General features: G+C 34.2%; 10 protein-coding genes. 6 read left to right on the forward strand and 4 right to left on the reverse strand.

Translation table 11 applies throughout. From position 1 onward, the window contains the following. Positions 1-74: 74 nt before the first annotated feature. The 4 genes from OZP15_RS12270 to OZP15_RS12285 all read right to left on the reverse strand — a co-directional run bounded on the left by OZP15_RS12270 (position 75) and on the right by OZP15_RS12285 (position 9,515). A complete protein-coding gene (locus OZP15_RS12270) occupies positions 75-2,606 on the reverse strand; it encodes a glycoside hydrolase family 95 protein (RefSeq protein ID WP_281336251.1) in 2,532 nt (843 codons plus the stop codon). 155 nt (positions 2,607-2,761) lie between these two features. Next, entirely contained in the window at positions 2,762-5,902 is a 3,141-nt protein-coding gene (locus OZP15_RS12275; protein WP_269225744.1) for a pectinesterase family protein, read from the reverse strand. Positions 5,903-5,972: 70 nt separating this feature from the next. Next, positions 5,973-7,010, reverse strand: a complete 1,038-nt coding sequence (locus OZP15_RS12280) for a pectinesterase family protein (protein ID WP_281336252.1) — start codon at positions 7,008-7,010, stop codon at positions 5,973-5,975. Between the two features lie 27 nt (positions 7,011-7,037). Then, positions 7,038-9,515, reverse strand: a complete 2,478-nt coding sequence (locus OZP15_RS12285; RefSeq protein ID WP_281336253.1) for a glycoside hydrolase family 95 protein — start codon at positions 9,513-9,515, stop codon at positions 7,038-7,040. Positions 9,516-9,989: 474 nt separating this feature from the next. Here OZP15_RS12285 and OZP15_RS12290 point away from each other — a divergent pair, with 474 nt between their 5' ends. The 6 genes from OZP15_RS12290 (at position 9,990) to OZP15_RS12315 (ending at position 21,198) form a co-directional block, all read left to right on the forward strand. Then, a complete protein-coding gene (locus OZP15_RS12290; protein ID WP_281336254.1) occupies positions 9,990-14,336 on the forward strand; it encodes a response regulator in 4,347 nt (1,448 codons plus the stop codon). Positions 14,337-14,389: 53 nt separating this feature from the next. Beyond that, a complete protein-coding gene (locus tag OZP15_RS12295; RefSeq protein ID WP_281336255.1) occupies positions 14,390-15,187 on the forward strand; it encodes an SDR family oxidoreductase in 798 nt (265 codons plus the stop codon). 609 nt (positions 15,188-15,796) lie between these two features. Further along, positions 15,797-16,120: a helix-turn-helix domain-containing protein gene (locus OZP15_RS12300; RefSeq protein WP_281336256.1), complete on the forward strand. Its 324-nt coding sequence runs from the start codon at positions 15,797-15,799 to the stop codon at positions 16,118-16,120. 273 nt (positions 16,121-16,393) lie between these two features. Further along, positions 16,394-16,753, forward strand: a complete 360-nt coding sequence (locus OZP15_RS12305) for a hypothetical protein (RefSeq protein ID WP_269225754.1) — start codon at positions 16,394-16,396, stop codon at positions 16,751-16,753. An 88-nt stretch (positions 16,754-16,841) separates the two neighbouring features. Beyond that, positions 16,842-17,576: a DUF4339 domain-containing protein gene (locus tag OZP15_RS12310; protein ID WP_281336257.1), complete on the forward strand. Its 735-nt coding sequence runs from the start codon at positions 16,842-16,844 to the stop codon at positions 17,574-17,576. Positions 17,577-17,790: 214 nt separating this feature from the next. Next, positions 17,791-21,198, forward strand: a complete 3,408-nt coding sequence (locus OZP15_RS12315; RefSeq protein ID WP_281336258.1) for a transglutaminase family protein — start codon at positions 17,791-17,793, stop codon at positions 21,196-21,198. Positions 21,199-21,305: the final 107 nt, after the last annotated feature.

The following is a 21,305-nucleotide window of genomic DNA, read 5'->3' on the forward strand; positions in this document are numbered from 1 at the left end:
CGTACATATACTTCATGAACAAAAAGTCAGAAAATTTCTACTATATAAAATATTTAAATTCGGAATAAAATAAATTATTCTGCTAAAGTGAAAGTATATGAACTTCCTTCTTGTGTATCAGCATCATATTCAAAAACTATTGGAACATTAGCCCCATTAAAAGCGGCCTGTGGAGAAATTACGGGCTTTTCCACAGGTTGGAATTTAAAGAAATGATTAGGATTCTCCCCCTTTGCTTTCAAGATTGAATTCCCGCCTAATTTATCATAGCTTCTCAATCTAAGATTTCCTCCCAAATTTGATTTTATGGTCAAGGACTTTATCTTCCCATTCTTCCATTCCATATTTTCTATTTCAAAACCACCCCGAGCTCTTAAACCAGATATGGAACCTTTTGACCAAGCATCTGGTAATGCTGGCAATAAAAATACCGCTCCGTCATGGCTTTGCAACAACATTTCGGCTATCCCTGCAGTACATCCAAAATTACCATCAATTTGAAATGGCGGATGAGCATCAAACATATTTGTGTAAGTACCTCCATCTGGATCCTTTATGGTAGCGTTTGCAGGTTTCAAATTAAGTTGATTTTTAATCAATTGATAAGCATGATTGCCATCTAGATAACGCGCCCATAAACAAACTTTCCACCCCATTGACCAACCACGACTTGCATCACCTTTTCCAACAAGTGTATTCCTGGAAGCTTCAAAAAGTTCAGGAGTTTTGAATGGAGAAATTTCTCTTCCGGGAAAAACACCCCAAAGATGTGATACATGACGATGGGCATCATTTTTTTTATCCCAATCTTCTAGCCATTCTTGTAACTGGGTAAACTTCCCTATATGCATTGGAGGCAATTGAGATCGTATGTCTTTCAGTTGAACAGAAAAATAACTATCTATTTCTAAAATTTTGGCAGCATCAATCGTGTTGGACAACAAATCAAAAATCATTTGATTATCCATTGTTACTCCAGAAAAAACATTACATCTTTCTTTACCGATAGTTCCGTCAGCATTTACAACTTCATAAGATTGCAAACCTGGAGTATGTTCAGGAGAAATTGAGGGTGAGGCTACAAGATAACCGGTTTTTTTATCCTTAACTAAAAAGTCCTGATAAAATTCACAAGCACTTTTCAAAATTGGATATATCTCATTTAGGTATTTCTTGTCTCCAGAAAAAAGAAACTTTTCCCATAAATGCGCAGCAAACCACGCATTACAAGTCGGCCATATCCCAGCGGTTTTATCTACAGCACCAGTCATACGCCACAAATCCGTATTGTGATGAAGTGTCCACCCCCTGCTGCCATACATCTCAGAAGCAGATTGTTTTCCAGTAACGCTTACATCTTTAATTAACTGAATGAATGGGTCATGGCATTCGCTTAGGTTCGTTACTTCAGCAGGCCAATAGTTCATTTCCACATTTATATTGGTGGTATATTTACTATCCCAAGCAGGATATTGACCTGCGTTAGGGTTCCATATTCCTTGCAAGTTAGCTGGTTGTGTTCCAGGTTGCGAAGAGGATATCAATAAATAGCGACCAAACTGAAAGTACATTGCCGCTAATGCTGGGTCATCACTTTTGGAAAATTCTGCAATTCGTTGATCAGTAGGTTTTAACACTTGATCAGTCTTACCCAGATTAAATTGAACTCTATTGAATTGTTTTTGGTATGCAAAAATATGATCGGCTTTGGCCTTTTCGTATTTTTTTGAAAATTTAGACATATACTCTTTTGCCTGTTTTTCAGCATCACCCGAAATATCCTTGTAATTCTTGAAATTTGTTGCCACAGAAATGTAAATAGTTACCTCGTCTGCATTTTTAACAGAAATACTTTTTGAGTCTGTTAGTCGAGTCCCACCTTCAGATTCAACTTTGACCTGCGCATTAAAATTCAATAAATTAGGAATATTTTCCTCTTTATCTTTTGTGCATTTTCCATTAACCAAGAGGAATTTATCTTGACCAAGAGGAACTTCTGTAACCACTTTGACCATTTGTGTTTTTAATGGCCCAACAAAAGAGGTGTTTAAGGAAATTTTTCCTTTTTGATTTGATGTTAAGCGAATAATAATTAATTGGTCAGGATAGGAAGTAAACACTTCTCGTTGGTATTCAACTCCATCAACTTTATATTTGGTTTTTGCGATAGCAGTTTTCAAATCCAATTCCCTGTAATAATCGGTAAATTTCTCATGATCTGGAACAGTTAAAATTAGATTTCCTATTGATTGATAAGCCTGGCCATGAGATGTAATTTTACGATCGGCAATAATATCATTAAGAGACAGTTTCTGGGCATCTATATAATTCTCGTCTTCAATATATTTTTGAATTTTTTTTAAACTATTTTTTGAATTTGGATTGACATTTTGATAAGGGCTTCCTGACCAAAAAGTATCTTCATTAATTTGGATGGTATCGCACTGGGGCACACCATAAAACATAGCACCTAATCTACCATTACCTAGTGGTAAAGCATCCGTCCAAGCTTTTGATGGTTTATTATACCAAAGTTTTAGATTTTCTTGCGCAAATGAATTCAAAAATGTTAGGGTACATATTGATACTAGCAATAGTTTTTTCATGATTCTTTTTATAAAAATTTTATTAGTTAAAGGGTTCCCAATGTTCTGCTCTTTAAGAACACTTTTTAATAAATGAGCTTACTTCAGTAAGAAGTAAGCCCATATATTGCTGATCAATTAGCCAATTTGACATGCCAATATTCTCAAGATTTATTTTAAAGTTTTAAAAATTTGACCACTTTTTTATCCAACCCATTTTGATAGATTAAAATATATGCACCAACGCTCAAATCTGAAATATCGATGGCAGACTGCAATGATCCCGAAACTGGAGATACCTGTTTAAGAATTCGACCATCATAACTGATGATACTCAAACTTGCACCTTTTTGTGAGGTTGAATAATTAACCATTATTTTTCCATTGATGGATGGGTTTGGGAATACAGTAAGCGTTTTTTTATCGGAATTAAACGAAAGTAAATCTAGATTAATGGAATTTCCGCTCATGACACTGATAGCACCAAAGGAAGTGATTCCTGACGCACTTGCAGTATAAGGACTGACTTCAGTTCCGCTTCCTCCAAGAACCGCTGCATTACTTTCCCATGCGTTAGCTCCCGTTTTGTTTATCAAAGAGAATGAGGCATCTGAAGTATTAAATGTGCCATTGTCCGCACCAAGCCATTGTGTTTTCACTGAAAGATTGGCTCCAGCTGTTTCTGCATTGACTGTCCATTGTTTGTTTATTGCCTTGTCAACAGGAACATCCAACATATTTTTAACCGAAACAGAAAAATTACCTGCTACCCCTGAATTATTCAAAATTATTGGATTTGCAATGATTGAACCAACTGATCCAACTGGAAATTTTACATCTGTAGCTCCTACTTTTCGTTTTAAAACACCACTGCCTGTGGTAATAAAAAATTTATTTCCAGTATCAAAAGTAGTAGCTCTGGTTGCATCTACAATTCCACCATCAGCAATAGTAAGATATACTTTTCCAATCTCTGGAGTACCAGAGGTTGTTGTTATGGCCTTAAAACCTCCTGTTCCTAGTATTAAAGCTCCATTTACGGTCAAGCTTACTGTTGGGTCTGTAGATCCTGTAGCTTCATAAGGTATAAATGAACTGGTACTGGTGCTTGCGCTCATATCTAAAGTACCATTAACAACATAAGTATATTTACCATATTTTGGATAATTAGTGGATGTGGCTGTAGATCCTGAACTATGCAAGGCTTTGGCGACAACTGTTTTTCCTGCATTGATGATAAAAGTAATATTATTGACATTTTGGTTGCTTGAATTACCGTAAAGAGCATTTATATTGTTGGTAACATTCATGTTCTGGTCAATATTCAAAGTCGCATTTTGTAACTCGGCTAATGTATTTAAGCTGTTAAGCAAATATGTACCTGTACCTGATATCGTTGCAACAGCAGTCGCTGCAGTATTTGAGTAGGTAAGACTAATTCTATCTGTTGTATTGGTTCCTATGCTCCCGTTGTTGACAATATCGGAAAGAAAACGCAAACTCGAATTTGCCGTGGCGTTCAATATGGCATTTGTTTCAACAACTAATGCGTTTACACTAGAAAGAGAAGTAATGGTAACGGTATGCCCGCTTTTGATGGTAACATTTGAATTGGAGTGTGAAGTTCCAAATGGTACATTTTCCCATGTACTGTTTGAAGCATTATATTTTTCCCAAATGGAAGCAGGCAGAGTCGGATAATTAGTATTCGTCGCAACAGCCACCGTCGGATTTCCACTATAACCTGTACCTCCGTTGGTTACTGTAATAGACGTTATTTTTCCTCCTGATACTACAGCAGTAGCAGTAGCTCCAGAACCTGACCCTCCACTAATTATTATACTTGGCGGATTGGCATCATCAAAACCTGATGGACTACCTGTAACAGTTATGCCTGTTATCACATTGCTAGCCTTGACAACAGAGTAAGTAATATTGTTAGCCCAAATACCGGAACCTTTTGATCGATAATCACCATTTAAAGGAATAGCAGGATCTACTGTTACCACATCACTTTTATTGACCTCTGAACCTTTTGATGCTTCAACATAATAATGATAGGCACTTCCAACTGGAGGTAATACATCCGAAAACTGATTTGCTATCGTTACATCACTATTGATTGTATAATTTTTTATCGGAGTATAAGAAGCCTTGTTGTCAGTACTTCTGTAAAGGGTGTAGGTAACACCACTTACTGGCCAAGCTAAATTGAACAGAAATGCAACTTGAGAAGTGGTTCTTTTAGCTCTGAAGTTAGTGAGCGCAATCACTGGAGTGAAATTGTTTCCAGCAGGAAGATCTGACCAAACTGCATAGGGATCCCAGCTTCCAAAGAAATTAGAATTCACATAATAAGGAGCGGCTTCAGCATCTGATAATTGTTTTGACCACGAAAGTCTTTTACTTACATCAATAAGAGAACCATCAAATCCTACGCTTTTGTATTCAGCATAAGTTATAGTACTGGTATTTGTTCCAGCATCCCAAACAGACCAACCTGTAGGAGCAACAGAAGTACTCATCTTGGTGTTCAAGAAAACGGTTTTGTTACCCGCCCTATTGGCTTCTAAAGTCCCAGCATCATTCTGCCAAGGACGGCCAAGACTATAAACAGTCACTCCATTATTAGCGGGTATGATACAATCCCTAAATATCTGTCCATAAGCTTGTGATTGAGGAGTGTTGGCCGCTGTGACAATTCCCCCACTTGATCCATCTACTCGGTCTCTTCCATAAATCACGCAATAGTCAAAAACTGCAATCGCTGATCCATAAATAAAATCAGTATTACCATCAATGTAACAATTTTTGTAATATACACGTTTCCCATTTCCTGGATGATATACTGTATCTTGACCACTTATAAACCTGCAATTATAAAATACAGCTCTATCTCCAATCGTTTTTATTGCCAAAGACTGGGGACCGTCTGATAAATAACCTTGAGAATTTTCAAGAGTCAGCCCCATCAGCATACAATCGTTAGAATTGATAGTAAGAGTTGTTGTTCCTCCTAGACCATCTCCATAACTCAAAATAGTGTTTGCTGGGTTTTCACCAATTAATTCAATAAAAGGTTTTGTTGAAGGTATATTAAGCTGTCCGATATATTTTCCATTCTTAATATATATCTTATATGGAGTTGTACGCCCAGTAGGTGCAGCATCAATGGCTGCCTGAACATTGGTATAATCTCCGCTTCCATCTTTTGATACAATTTTATCATATTGGGCAAAAACGGAAAGATTTAACATCATAAAAAAGAGGATAAATAATCCTATTTTACATTTTGGTTTTTTTAATAATTTTTTCATTTTAGGTTTGTTTTTTGGTTAAATATGCATTACTGTTAATAGTTTTTTCTTTTATAAATTTATCAAGACTTTAGTCCATAGGCTGCCAATTATCTTGCCCTTTGAGCACACTTTTTAATGAATATCGATTTACTTCTTCCGAATTAAGTTCTCGTATTCCTACCCAATTTGCACGTTTGGACATATCCGCTCCAGTTCCAGTATTTTTATACTCAAACAAATGCAAATCTTTACTTGTAGAGGCATACTGCATATTCCAAATAGTAGGCCAACCTACAGTATTAATTTCTTTTCCCATTTCGCATTTAATCCAAGTTACTTTTGGAAAATTATGCCACGGACGACCCAAACTAACGGATTGATTATTGTCATTTTCCTTTGGACTTTTTTCAGAAAACGTTAGTTTACATTTAAAAAAAACAAAACCATAATCTTGTTCTTTTGGTGTACTTGGTGCCGTAATCCAACCGCCACCAAAACTTCGTATTTCACAGGAATCAAAATACCCAATACCTCCTCCATAGATATAATCAGTCCTTCCTAAAATGAGACAGCCTTTAAAGTAACTTCTTGTATGGTCTTTGGCTAAAAAAACAGTGTCTTGATACCCTAAAAAATTACAATTGACAAAAACATTTTTATCAGAAGTAATATAAATTGCTAAAGCTTGACCTACAGGACCCGCTGTATTTTGAAAAGTAATATCTTCTGCACGAAACCCATCACCTTGAATGGAAACCGTGGCCGATGTTCGAATAGCTTGTCCAGTCCATTTTGCAACATCTTCTGCTGGACATTTATTATTTAAACCCTCTTTGCAATCATATATATGATAGGTTATTATTGTTTTTTCTCTGCTTTCACCTTTAAAAGTGATATTCTTTTTATCACTTGACACCAATAATTTCTCTGAATTGTATAATCCATTTTTGATAAAAATGATTGTTTGTTTTTCCTGATTCGACTCAACCGAATTAATAGCTTGTTGAATGCTTGTATAGTCACCACTTCCGTCAAGAGCAACAATTTTTGTATCTTTGGAATGAGCCACTAAAGGAGATAAAATTCCGATAATTGCGATTAAAATAAATTTGTATATAGTTTTCATGAATTATATTAATAGAGATTTATGTATTTATTTTGATTTAAAATGATATACTTTATTGGCTTGGGTATCAAAATCAAATAACTGTGTTTTACCTAATAAGAGTGATTTTAATTCAGCCTTTTCATTAATGAGAGGCTCTTTAATAATATTACGTTTGTATAATGGATTTGGATTTTCTATAGTTTCAGACACCTTGGTTAATGCAACCTCACTATGCAATTCGTTAGCCAATCTTAAACGACAGTTACCCCCTAGACTAGAATATACCGTTAATTCTACAATCTTGCTATTCTCCCATTTAAAGTCTAATGTAAAACCCCCACGAGCGCACAATCCTTTTATTTCTCCTTTAGACCATTTTGTGGGCAGGGCGGGAAGCAAATAAATTGAACCGTCTTGACTTTGTAACAACATTTCTGCGATACCCGCTGTGCATCCAAAATTACCGTCAATTTGAAACGGTGGATGTGCGTCAAACAAATTCGGGTAAGTCCCACCTTTCTCTCCTTTTTTTTCTAATGGGGAAGGAGACAATTGATCTTCAATAAGTTTATAAGCTCTATCACCGTTAAGCAATCGAGCCCAAAAATTAACTTTCCATCCCATAGACCAGCCTGTTGATTTATCACCACGATATTCGAGTGTGTGCTGTGCCGCTTGAAACAACTCCGGATGAACAAAAGGAGAAATCTGGTTGCTTGGATAAAGACCGTACAAGTGGGAAATATGACGGTGTGTATCCTCTTTACGATCCCAATCCTCTAGCCATTCCTGCAATTGAGTATGTTGGCCAACTTGCATTGGAGCCAATCGCTGCTTCATTGTCTTTAATGTATCAGCAAAAGTTCCATCAACCTTTAAAATCGAAGAAGCTTCAATAAAATTAGAAAAAACATCAAATACGAGCTGATTATCCATAGTTGTTCCTGCCGTCATTGAAGTCCCTTTTGGGTGAGTATTCTCTGGAGACATTGAAGGCGTTACCACCAGCCATTTATATTTAGGATGCTCCTGTAACACATCTGAATAATACATGGCCGCTCCTTTTAGAATTGGATATACTTGAGATAAAAATTTCTTGTCACCACTGTATAAATAATGTTGCCACAAGTGTTGGCTCAACCAAGCTCCTCCCATAGGCCACATACCATAGAAGGCTCCATCAACTGGTCCGGTAATTCGCCATATATCCGTGTTATGATGCATCATCCACCCACCAGCTCCATACATTTCTGTAGCTGTCTGCTTCCCCGTTTCAGACAAATCTTTTAACATCGCAAATAATGGTTCATGCATCTCGGGCAAATTGGTGACTTCTGCTGGCCAATAATTCATCTCCGTATTAATGTTTACGGTATATTTACTATCCCATGGCGGAGAATTTGAACCATTCCAAATCCCTTGTAAATTGGCTGGTTGCGTTCCGGGACGGGATGAAGAAATAAGTAAATAACGTCCAAACTGAAAATACAACGACACTAATTGAGGGTCATTCTCTTTGGCAAATTCTGCAATTCTCTGATCAGTTGGTTTATTTACTGAATTGGTAACCCCTAGATCAAGTGAAACTCTATTGAAATATTTTTGATAATCTGCTACGTGTTCTCTTTTAATTAAATTGTAACTTTTGTTTTTAGCTTTTAACAGGTAATTTGCTGCAATTTCTTTGGCATTTCCAGTCAGGTCTTTGTAGTTTTGGAAATTTGTTGCAATTGAAATTAAAATGGTAGCTGAATCTGCATTTGAAACAACTAACGAAGAATCCGTTTTAGCTAATTTTCCACCATCAATAACTGGAAAAAACCTAGCATTGAACTCAATTTTACCTTCTTTATTATCTACAGATTCACCTTTTCCGCTTAAAACAAGTTGATTAGCTTCTACTTGAAGTTGATTGGTTGTATGTGGACTAGTTGCTTTTAAGTCGAAGGTTATTTTTCCTTTTTTTGATGCCGTTAACCGAACTACAATTACTTGATCAATGGCACTTGCATAATATTCGCGCTTATAAGTTACTCCGTCTTTCTGAAATGTTACAGTGCTAATCGCAGTTTTTAAATCGAGTTCCCTATAATAATTATTCACATTTTTTAAAGTCGGGAAATTCATCCACAAATCGCCTACAGTTTGATAAGACATCCCGTAATTGTTGTCGGCAAATGCTTTGCGTGGCACTTTGGACATTGTCAAAGTTTCTGCTTCTTTATATTTTTCTTCAAAAATTAATTTCCTAACCTGTGGTAAAATTTCACCAAACCCTTTTGGAATATTATTTCCTGGCTCACCTGCCCAAACGGTTTCCTCGTTTAATTGCAAATGCTCTAATTCAGGCGAACCAAAAACCATGGCTCCTAGTCTGCCATTACCTAGAGGCAAAGCTTCTTCCCATCTTTCGGCTGGAGTATTATACCATAATTTTAGTAAATTATCACTTTTGATTTTTTCAACAGTAAAAGAAGCGGTTGTACACGCCAATAATAACAAACAAATAATTTTACGAAACATCTTTATATTTTAAGCTACAAAACTAACGGCATTAACAAAGAAGTGTGTGGGCAATTCACATTATATTAGGGGGTATTTCACAGCACTATTTTGTAAATTGATTATTTTTAGGCTATTTAACAATAACTAAAATGTATGGAATGATTAAGAAAAAAAACACTTTAAAAAACATAAAATACTACTATACAAACCATTAACATCTTACTATTTATAAAACAGTAATTAATTTTGTGAATTGATACATAAAAAGTATTTTGAGGATAGATAAAATTTATAAGTTTTAGAGTCAGTACCCCAACTACATATTTGTAAAAATCATTTATCTTTGAATTAATCAACTAAAACATCCCCAGAAAAAATTCAATTCAGTTTGAAGATAAATTAGAATACGAAGATTTCAAATCATTGAAATTTTTCTAAAATTATTAATGCAATTCAATGAAATTATTCACAAAATTTTTTTTTTTATTTTTCATGGCACTTCAATCCTTAATGGGAATAAGAGCGCAGCAAAATTATTCATACGAACATTTTTTGGTTGAAAATGGTCTTCCGCACAATAGAATTAATCAAATAATCCAAGATAAAAAAGGCTTTATTTGGTTGGCAACATACAATGGCATTAGTAAATATGATGGCTATTCTTTCAAAAATTACAAGCCTACATCTATTAACAAAGTATTTATAAAAAGTAATCGGATAAATCAAATTGTTGAAGATTCAAATAATCGAATTTGGATAAAAACCAACTCTGATAAATCAAACACATACTGCTTTAATCCTGAAACTGAAACTTTTTGGAGTACCGATCTAATCGCAAATACTTCTAAAGAAGGATTTCCTTTAAACAAAATCAAAGTAAATAAATCTGGATATGTTTGGTTATTGTCTAAAACTGAAGGATGTATTCTTGTGTATGATTTATTATTTTCAACCAAAGTTTATAATAAAAAACATAAAAATCTTGATGCATCGACCGTTAATTCCGTATATGAAGACAGCAAAAAAAATTCCTGGCTGTTAACAAACAATGGGATAACTTTGGTAAAAAAAAATAATCTTGACAGGACTGTAAATTACTTCTCCAGTCACAATCAACAAAAAAAATCTTTTTACACAGCTATTGAATTAGATGATGAAATTTGGTTCAGTGGTTCAAATGGCATAATTGCTAAATATTCAAAAGTAAGCAATACCTTCAAAACACAAAAATTAGAATTGAATTCTGATATAATTAGTCTAGAAAAACTAAACGAGAATACAATTCTTGCTGTAACAAACCAACAAGGTTTTTGTACCATTAATATATATACTGGTAACATACAAATTTATAATTCAAGATCAAATCCACAGATAAAAACGTCTAATCTTGTCCCAATTGCCATAACTAAAAACAATCAATTTTGGTTTGCAAATGATAACCAAAAAGGAATTTATCTATTTGATTTTATAGTACAAAAACTTTTCTATTTCAATTCAAATCAAAAAAATAAAGAGAAATATGCTATTTCTACAGCAGCTCGGGTGGTTACTAATAAAAAAGGTGAAATCTGGGTTCAACCCAATGAAGGTGATTTTTCAAAATACGATCCAATTAAGCATCAACTAATCTCCTTTATACCTCCACCACTTTCATTTTTTGGAAATTTCACTAATAATTTTAATGCTCCTTTTTTTGACAAACAAGATAACTTATGGTATAGTTTTCAATCATCAGGTCTTATTAAAGTGGTCTTTATCGATAATAACTTCAAACCATACCAAAACCAAAAAAACACTAATTCATCACACTCAACAATAAAAGACGTAAGATGTATTATTCAAAAAAAAGATGGAAATATTTTGGTTAGTACCAAGCAAAATCAATTTTTTATTCTGGATAAAAATTTGAATAAAATTGGATGTCTTTCTCCTTCTGGTCAATTAAAAGAAAACTCGGTATGGAATAAGGCAGGCTATAACATAATTGAAGATTCACAGTCTAACATCTGGATTGGTACCAGAGGAGATGGACTATACAAATTAATCCCGCAAAGCAAACCCTTTACATACAAAGTCCTGCATTTTAAAAATGAAGTATCAAACCCATATAGTCTGACAAACAATGATATCTATTCTGTTTTTCAAGACATAAACAACCGAATCTGGATTGGAACCCTAGATGGACTGAATCTCGTTGCATCAAATCCATCCGAAACCACACGATTTATAAGTTATAAGAACGAATGGAAAACCTACCCTATAGACAATTTTAACAAAATTCGCTGCATAAAACAATCTGGTGATGGGATAATATATATTGGTACTACTAATGGATTGCTTACATTTGACCCTAGTACTATAACAAATAATCTTTCTAAAATAAAAAGTAATGTAAATAGCTTAAAATTACATAAAAACTTAATTTCCAATGACATAATTGACCTTTGCATTAATAAACAAAATGTATTTATTGCTACAACAGATGGAGGCATCAACAAAGTGATCAAAAAGGATGATTTTGGTTTTCCGCTTGCATTCAAAAATTATGGGCAGCAAGATGGATTACCAACTGAAAATATACTTTCTCTATTAAAAGACCTAGATGGTAATATCTGGATAACTTCGGATAATAGTCTCACCCGCTTTTATCCTGGTAAAGAATTGTTCGAAGTATATCCAGAAATAAAATGGATTATGGATGGGCATAATTTTTCTGAAGCAACCAGATTCTGTTTAAATAGTGGCGAGCTACTTTTGGGGTATTCAGGAGGTATATTACATTTCTTCCCTGATCAAATCAAAACCAACAATTTTTCACCGTATTTGGCAATTACCAAATTCAAGCTTCTAAACCAAAAAAGTACTGAAAATAAAGAATCTAACATTAATTTGTCTATTGACAACAGTAAAAATTTAATCCTGAAATATGACCAAAATTTCTTCTCTATCGAATTTGCTGCATTGGATTTTAAAAATCCCTCAAACATTAAATATGCCTATAAGCTCGAAGGATTTGACAGAAATTGGAACTATATTCAAAATCAAAGAACAGCAATTTATACCAATGTTCCCAAAGGCGATTATGTTTTTAAAGTAAAATCAACTAATAGCCAAGGAATTTGGGCTTCGAATGAAAGACAACTTCCTATCACCATCAAACCATCTATCTGGAACACTACCTTTTTCCAGATATTATATGTAATACTAGCAGTAGCAATACTCCTGCTTATTAATTATACCTTGAATACAATATATCGTTTAAAGACTAATGTAAAATTAGAAAAGAAAATGTCTGATATGAAACAAAAGTTTTTTATTGATATATCTCATGAAATACGTACTCCACTTACCCTTATTACAGCTCCAATTGATTATCTTATCCATGACATCAGGACACCCGAATCTGTTAAGAATCAACTCACTTATATAGCACAAAGTTCAAATCGATTATTGAGATTAGTCAATCAAGTTTTAGACTATCGTAAATTTCAAGATGTTAATATTAGAGTTTCTGAAATAAATGTAGCAGAATTTACAAGAGATATTTATAATGATTTTTTTGAAATAGCAAAAGAACAAGAAATAAACTTTACTTTCAATGAGGAGATTGGCAATACTAAAATATGGGCAGATCGTAATGGATTTGAAATGATACTTATGAACCTGTTGTCAAATGCCTTCAAATACACTCCAAAAGGAAAGTCTATTGCCGTAAGTATCACTAAAAACGAAAAACAAATTGGCATCCATATTAATGATCAAGGAATAGGAATATCTAAAGAGAAACAGCACAATATTTTTACAAGATTTGTTTCCTTTAATGATAAAAGAAGTAATCCAAGTACTGGTATTGGACTATCATTGGTCAAAGAACTTGTCGAAAAGCATAATGCTAGGTTAGATTTAATTAGCGAGCCCGACAAAGGGAGTATTTTTTCTGTGTACTTTAATCTTGGAAAAGAACATTTTTCTAATGATGTGATTTTCGAATTAGAGGAAAGTAAACAAGAACCATTAAATAATAGTGACCTAACACAAAAACTACCTTCTAAAAAACAAAAGGAACAAATTAAAATTTTAGTGGTTGAAGATGATGCTAAATTACGAGCATTTATAAAAAATATTCTCGAAAGTGATTACCACGTCCTAGAAGCAGATAATGGAGAAATGGGCTTTCAATTGACGATTGAAGAATCTCCTGATTTCATAATTAGCGACATAATGATGCCAAAACTAAATGGTATTGATCTTTTGAAAAAAATTAGAAAAAACATTGAAACCAGTCATGTTCCAGTTATTCTACTCACGGCAAAAACTAATATTGAAAGTAAACTTGAAGGCTTGACTTATGGCGCTGACGATTACATAACCAAACCTTTTAGCGTTTCTTATTTTAAAGCACGAATAGAAAACCTGCTTAATCAAAGAAAAAGACTACAAGATATTTTTGGTGCCATTGACCCGAATCAGGCTGACGAATTTAATCCTAAACCACATTTAATAACCGATCAGGATGAAGAAATAATGAAAAAAGTAATGGTAATTATTGAACAAAATATTGATAACAACAAATTTTCGGCTGAAAGTTTAGGACCATTGATTGGACTCAATCGAACTACTTTCTTCTACAAAATTAAGAGCCTTACAGGCTATTCCCCAGTTGAATTTATACGTGATATTAGACTAAAAAGAGCTGCACAATTAATAATCAGCAGCCAACTGCTCATAAAAGAAATTGCTTATATGAGCGGTTTTTCAGATATGAAATATTTTAGTAAATCCTTCAAAAATAAATATTTGGTAACTCCATTAGAATACCGTAAACAAAACAAACAGTAGCTTTTAGCTAATAGAACCATTTTATCTAACAAATATTAACAACAAAAATAGATATGGATTTAAAATTAAAAAATAAAGTTGTAGTTGTATCAGGTTCAGCTGGTAAAAAAGGAAGCATTGGCGAAACCATCATTAGGCGATTGGCAGATGAAGGTGCAATACCAGTACTTGTGGACAGAAACAACAGAGGATATGACTACGCAGAAGAACTCCAAAAAAGAGGAGTCGACGCCTTGTTTGTCCCGTCCGATGTAACCAATCCAGAGGCAATGGAAAATGCTGTAAAAAAGATTGTTGAAAAATATGAAAGAATCGATGCAGTCATCAACAATGTCGGCGTAAATGACGGCGCTGGTTTGGAATCCAGCTACGAAGACTTCATGAATTCTTTGAAACTAAACGTAGTCAGCTATTTTTTATTGGCCAAATATTCACTTCCCTATCTAAAAGAATCAAAAGGGAATATCCTAAACATAGGTTCCAAAGTGGCTTTAACAGGACAAGGAGGAACTTCGGGTTATGCTGCCGCAAAAGGTGGAGTGCTCGGATTGACCAGAGAATGGGCAGTCGATTTGATTCAGTATGGAATTCGCTCCAATGCTATTATTATTGCCGAAAGTTATACACCAGCATACGAAGATTGGATTAAAACACTAACGGACGGAAAAACCGTTTTGAAAAAAATAAATAAAAGCATTCCGCTTGAGGGAAGAATGACCAAAACGGAAGAAATAGCAGATACCGCTCTTTTTATTATTTCAGACCGTTCTTCGCACACTACTGGGCAATTTGTATTCGTTGATGGAGGATACGTTCATTTAGATCGAGCTTTAATCAATGATATAAATTAGAAAAAAATGTGGCAACCGAATTAATGTTTATAGCATTTGAAATTGATTTGAGCATAATTAAACATGTTTAAAAAACAAAAGATTGTTATATTTAGAAGATATAATTAACACCTGAACACTATTCATAACAATCGCTCCAAATTCTCTTTAAGATAGTCCAAGTACTATTTCAAAGATAAATTTGAGTTCTAATCTACTCCCATTCACTTTTAAATTTCATAATTTATCATTAAATTTTATTTTATTTATGTTAATTATTTCAAATTAAAATTTTGAATTTAACATTGAATTTATTGTTAAAAACCTAGTCTAAATGTAATGCTAAAACGACAGAACAAAAACACAAAAATACATACTATTAAATAAATACACTTAAAACTTAAGTCTATCAAAAAAAGTTAAAATTAGAATTAGGTTTTCGATTAAAGCCTCATCCAGTCCACTAAAATAGTTCAAATCCACATTTTTTAAAAATGAATAATAATTTCCTATTGTCTTACGATTAGTAATAGTTAGAAATTAAAAGACAAAGTATTCCTTTTAAGGACATCTTTTATTCCTAAAATTGGTAATGTATACTTTTAAGTTAAATTTAAAGAACAAATTACCATGAAGCCATTTACTTTTGACCAAATACCTATTTTGATGAACAAACTTCATGAAAAATTAGAGCATTTGGAAAAACTTATTGTAAAAATCTCTATTAAAACAGAAGATAAAGAAGATATTCTAAATATTGAAGAAGCATCTAAACTTTTAAATCTATCGATATCAACTATCTATAGTAAAGTAAGTAAGAGAGAAATTCCAGTTAATAAACAAGGTAAACGTATTTATTTCTACAAGCATGAGTTAATGCAATGGATTAAATCAGGTCGAATAAAGACTTATTTAGAAATCGAAAATGAAATTGATAAAAGGTCCAAAATCTAGTATTAACTTTAGATTTTTGACCTTTTTACTTTTTAACCTTCATTGCCAAAAATTCTGATCATAAATGATTTAGATTTTTTATGTTAGCGATATAATCAATATTTAAAGTTTATAACTATTTTTGTACAAACAACTCCCATGAGTTATGTTATTCTTAATAAGGATACTTTGCTTTATTTTGTGATAGTTTGCTTTAAATTGTACCATAATTGTACCACTAAAGTTGAAAATTCTATTAAAATAAGGAATGTTATTTTCTGTATTGGGAAGTAAATGGTAATACAAGACCTCATCGGTAAATATTCTATTTCTGGTAGCAATCAAGACGAAAAAAACGAAATGACGTATCAGGGCATTTTGACTTTATCGCTAGACGAAAACAATCGAATTATTGCCCACTGGCTCATTAATAATAGCCAAGAACAAAATGGTACAGGTTTTTTTAAAGACAATATACTGATAATCAACTTCAACTACCAAGGTGAGGACAAAAAAATCTACAAAGGAGTTGCTGTTTACCGTTGCTTAACCAAAGACGTATTGGACGGATTCTGGTCAGAGAAACACGGCGACCCACTTTATTTAGGAATCGAACAGGCTTTGCGATTAGAAAATACAGCCTTGCTCAACTAAATTTATTTGCTATCAAAACTGTCATCAATTTTGCAGTATCAAAAAATGATTGTAGCTTTGAAAAAATCGATTAGACAGCCCCTTTTTTATGAAAAAATACTATCTACACAACGGAACTGAAAGCAGCGGTCCTTTTGATATAGAAGAATTGAAAGCTAAAAACATCACTACCAAAACACCCGTGTGGTTCGATGGTATGGAACGCTGGAAAACAGCTGGTGAAATCGATGAATTGGTAAACATTTTTATCAGTATTCCTCCTATTGAAACTCTCATAACAGAAAAATCAATAACTCTAACACAAAAAACAGAAGGAGACGAAGACACTAAAGAAAAAACCATCTTGGGGCTTTCTAAAACTAGTTTTTGGGTGGTATCGGTTATCTTAATTGTAGCCATTGGAACTGTTGTATTCAATACTTTACAAGAAAACCGAAGACGTGAATTAGAACTAAAAAACCATAAAACAGAAATTGAAAATCATCAATACGAATTGAAGCAAAAAGAAATAGAAGAGCAAAAAATTCAGATGGAAATTCAAGAAAAATTAGAAGCGGAACGAATAATCAAAGAAAAAAAGGAAAATACCAACCATAGACTTTCAGAAATAGCACAGTTAGTAACCCAATACCAAACAAATATTGTTGAGTTTGAAAAAAAACTGAAAGAAACTGCTGGTTTCAAATTATTAAGAACTGCTTCGGAGAAAAAAGAACAAATGAGTTTGTTGCAAAAAAATATTGATTCACTCAAAACTGAAATCAACCACCTAAAAAGCGAATCCGACCAACTGAAACTAGAACTAGAAAAACTGCCTAAATAATTGCAAAAAAAACGTGAAATGCTATTTAGCTTTTTCTTCAATTTGTTCCGATTTCAGCTTGATTTGCATTATTCTTAATATAAAAAACCAAAATTACCAACTTTTAGCTATTTTTAAATAAAACAGATTAATTATTATCATATAAATTCGATAAATTGTGTTTTTTTTTCAATATTTGTATAACATCAAATAACGTTATAAAAAACACTTCCCTATGTCCATAAAAATAGCCATTTCACACAAAACAGCTTACAAATTTGATAGAAGTGTAAAACTTTTTCCGCACATTTTCAGATTAAGACCTGCAGCTCATTCCCGAACGTCTATTGAAGGTTACTCCTTCAAAATATACCCCGAAAATCATTTCATCAACTGGCAACAAGATCCTTTTGGAAATTATCAAGCGAGAGTAGTTTTTAACGAACCCACAACCGAATTAAGAGTTGAAGTAGAAGTAATTGCCAAACTAGAAGTCATCAACCCATTTGATTTCTTTATTGAAGAATATGCTGAAAAATTTCCTTTCCTATACGACAATAAATTACACAAAGAATTATGGCCGTATTTGGAAGTAAGCCAAAAAGAACGAGGATTGCGCTTTGATAATTTTGTGGCAAAATTAGCCGAGAAAAAAGACTTAATCACTGTTGATTTTTTAGTATTTGCTAATCAATTGGTTTTTCAAACCTTAAATTACAACATTCGTCTAGAAGCAGGAGTACAAACCTGTGAGGAAACACTCGAAATAGAAAGCGGCTCTTGTCGTGATTTTGCTTGGCTTTTGGTTCAGGCTCTACGTAGTATTGGATTGGCTGCCCGATTTGTATCTGGTTATTTGGTGCAATTAACTGCTGATGTAAAATCACTAGATGGTCCATCTGGTCCAGAGAATGATTTTACTGACTTACACGCTTGGGTAGAAGTGTATTTACCCGGAGCTGGCTGGGTAGGACTTGATCCTACCTCTGGACTTTTTGCTGGCGAAGGACACATTCCATTGTGCTGTACCCCTGATTATGAAAGTGCTGCTCCCGTAACTGGTGCTACCGAAATTTGTCAGGTGGATTTTGAATTTGATAATACTGTAACCCGTATTCACGAAGACCCAAGAGTTACAAAACCTTATACAGAACAGCAATGGGAAAACATTATGGAAGTGGGTAATGTTGTCGAAAAAGACTTAATTGAAGGCGATGTTCGTTTGACAATGGGTGGCGAACCCACTTTTGTTTCCATCGATGATTTTGAATCTCCTGAATGGAATTCTACTGCCGACGGTCCGTTGAAACGTAAACTCGCTTATGACTTGGCACTGCGTTTGAAAGGTCGTTTTGCGCACGGAGGATTACTTCATTTTGGACAAGGAAAATGGTATCCAGGCGAATTATTTCCGCGTTGGCAATATGCTTTATACTGGAGAAAAGACGGATTGCCTTTATGGAAAAATGATAATTTAATTGCCAAAGAAGACGGAGAAAAATTTACTTTTCACGATGCCGAACGCTTTGCCATAGAACTCACAAAATACTTGGGTATTGATACCAAAAATATAAATCCAACTTACGAAGACCCAATATACTGGGCTTTGGAAGAAGGAAAATTACCCGTTAATCTGGATCCGCTGGCTGTAAATCTTAAAGATTCTATTCAGCGTCATACCTTGGCTAAACTATTAGAAAAAGGGTTGAACAATCCTTCTGGTTTTGTTGTGCCTCTAAAATGGATTCACGAAACCAAAAATTGGGTAAGCTGTGTATGGGAATTCCGAAGAGGACAATGCTATCTGATTCCTGGGAACTCCCCTATTGGCTTGCGTTTGCCGTTGGAATCTTTGCCAAAAGTTTCTAAAAATAAAAGAGAGCAACCCGTTTCTCGTAGTTTATTTGAAGAATTACCACCTTTAGGAGATTATTATCAATCTGTAGAAGAACGTTACGGTAGTACTTCTCAAGCTTACAAAGCAAATGTTACTCCAAAACTAGAAGAAGAAAAAGAAGAAAAGGAATCTTTACTATTTGAAGTAGAAACTTTTTCGACAGCCATGTGTGTAGAAGAGCGCGATGGAATTATCTATGTTTTCCTTCCTCCTACTGATTATTTGGAAACTTATTTAGACCTGATTGCTTCGGTAGAGACAACTGCCGAAAAATTACAAATACCTGTTCGAATTGAAGGCTACCAACCGCAATCGGATTATCGCATCGAAAAAATGATGGTTACTCCCGATCCTGGCGTTATTGAAGTCAATGTTCATCCTGCAAAATCGTGGCAAGAAATTGTGGACAACACCACTGCTTTATACGAAGAAGCTTTTCTTTCTCGTTTAGGAACTGATAAATTTATGGTCGATGGTCGCCATACGGGAACTGGCGGAGGAAATCACGTGACGCTTGGCGCTTCAAAACCTGAAGATAGTCCGCTCTTGCGAAGACCTGATTTGTTGCGAAGTCTGATTACCTATTGGCAACATCATCCTGTTTTGAGTTATCTTTTTGCAGGCCCTTTTATTGGCCCAACCAGTCAGGCTCCACGTATTGACGAAGGTCGTGACGAACGTTTGTATGAAATGGAAATTGCCTTCGAACAAATTCCAAAAGACAAAGACATTCCGTTTTGGATGGTGGATCGTATTTTTAGAAATTTACTAACCGATATCACAGGAAATACGCATAGAACTGAATTTTGCATAGACAAATTATACTCACCTGATTCGCCAACCGGACGTTTGGGAATATTAGAATTGCGAGCTTTTGATATGCCACCGCACAAACACATGAATCTGGTTCAAAACTTATTAGTTCGTGCTTTGGTAGCCAAGTTTTGGAAAAATCCCTACGAGAAAAAATTAGTACGTTGGGGAACCGAATTGCACGATAAATTTTTATTGCCACACTTCGCTTATCTGGATATGATTGATGTTGTAAATGATTTGAAAGATGCTGGTTATAACTTTGATATTTCGTGGTTTGACCCATTCTTCGAGTTTCGATTTCCGCACCACGGAGGTATTACTGTAGATAATATTCAATTGGAAATTCGTTTAGGAATAGAACCTTGGCACGTTTTAGGCGAAGAATTATCCAGCAATGGAACGGCTCGTTTTGTAGATTCATCATTAGAAAGATTACAGGTAAAAATTTCAGGCATCATTCCAGAGCGTCATATTTTATTGTGCAAAGGCTGTAGAATTCCTTTGAGAAGTACGGGAACTAAAGGCGAATATGTAGCTGGAATTCGTTATAAAGCCTGGAATCCACCATCCGCATTGCATCCTAATATTGGAGTGGATGTACCATTGGTTTTTGATATTGTAGATACTTGGAACAACAAATCCATTGGTGGTTGTACTTATTTTGTTTCGCATCCCGGAGGACGAAGTTATGAAACAGTACCCGTTAATAGTTATGAAGCCGAGTCAAGAAAAATCAGTCGTTTTTGGGATTTTGGTCACACGCCGTCTGCTACTTCTGAACAAAGTGCACCAGTAATTGACACGCCAACAGTTTCGAGATTTGTGGCCGAAAATAAAACCAATCTAAAACCAGATACACCAATAGAATTAGTCAATCCAGAATATCCAAATACGCTGGATTTGAGGCATTTTTGGGTAGCTAAAAAATAATTTTATAGACACCTATTAGCACAGATTAAAAACTAAATCATAAATTAGAAAATCTATGGAAATATTTTAAATCTGTGGCTAATAAAAAATATATTTTGAATAATAAT

This window comes from Flavobacterium eburneipallidum (assembly GCF_027111355.2).
Classification (GTDB): domain Bacteria; phylum Bacteroidota; class Bacteroidia; order Flavobacteriales; family Flavobacteriaceae; genus Flavobacterium; species Flavobacterium eburneipallidum.

Excerpts from the sequence above, each read along its gene's own strand:
- OZP15_RS12270 (WP_281336251.1), bottom strand. The coding sequence starts at position 2,606 with ATGAAAAAACTATTGCTAGTATCAATATGTACCCTAACATTTTTGAAT.
- OZP15_RS12275 (WP_269225744.1), bottom strand. The coding sequence starts at position 5,902 with ATGAAAAAATTATTAAAAAAACCAAAATGTAAAATAGGATTATTTATC.
- OZP15_RS12280 (WP_281336252.1), bottom strand. The coding sequence starts at position 7,010 with ATGAAAACTATATACAAATTTATTTTAATCGCAATTATCGGAATTTTA.
- OZP15_RS12285 (WP_281336253.1), bottom strand. The coding sequence starts at position 9,515 with ATGTTTCGTAAAATTATTTGTTTGTTATTATTGGCGTGTACAACCGCT.
- OZP15_RS12290 (WP_281336254.1), top strand. The coding sequence starts at position 9,990 with ATGGCACTTCAATCCTTAATGGGAATAAGAGCGCAGCAAAATTATTCA.
- OZP15_RS12295 (WP_281336255.1), top strand. The coding sequence starts at position 14,390 with ATGGATTTAAAATTAAAAAATAAAGTTGTAGTTGTATCAGGTTCAGCT.
- OZP15_RS12300 (WP_281336256.1), top strand. The coding sequence starts at position 15,797 with ATGAAGCCATTTACTTTTGACCAAATACCTATTTTGATGAACAAACTT.
- OZP15_RS12305 (WP_269225754.1), top strand. The coding sequence starts at position 16,394 with ATGGTAATACAAGACCTCATCGGTAAATATTCTATTTCTGGTAGCAAT.
- OZP15_RS12310 (WP_281336257.1), top strand. The coding sequence starts at position 16,842 with ATGAAAAAATACTATCTACACAACGGAACTGAAAGCAGCGGTCCTTTT.
- OZP15_RS12315 (WP_281336258.1), top strand. The coding sequence starts at position 17,791 with ATGTCCATAAAAATAGCCATTTCACACAAAACAGCTTACAAATTTGAT.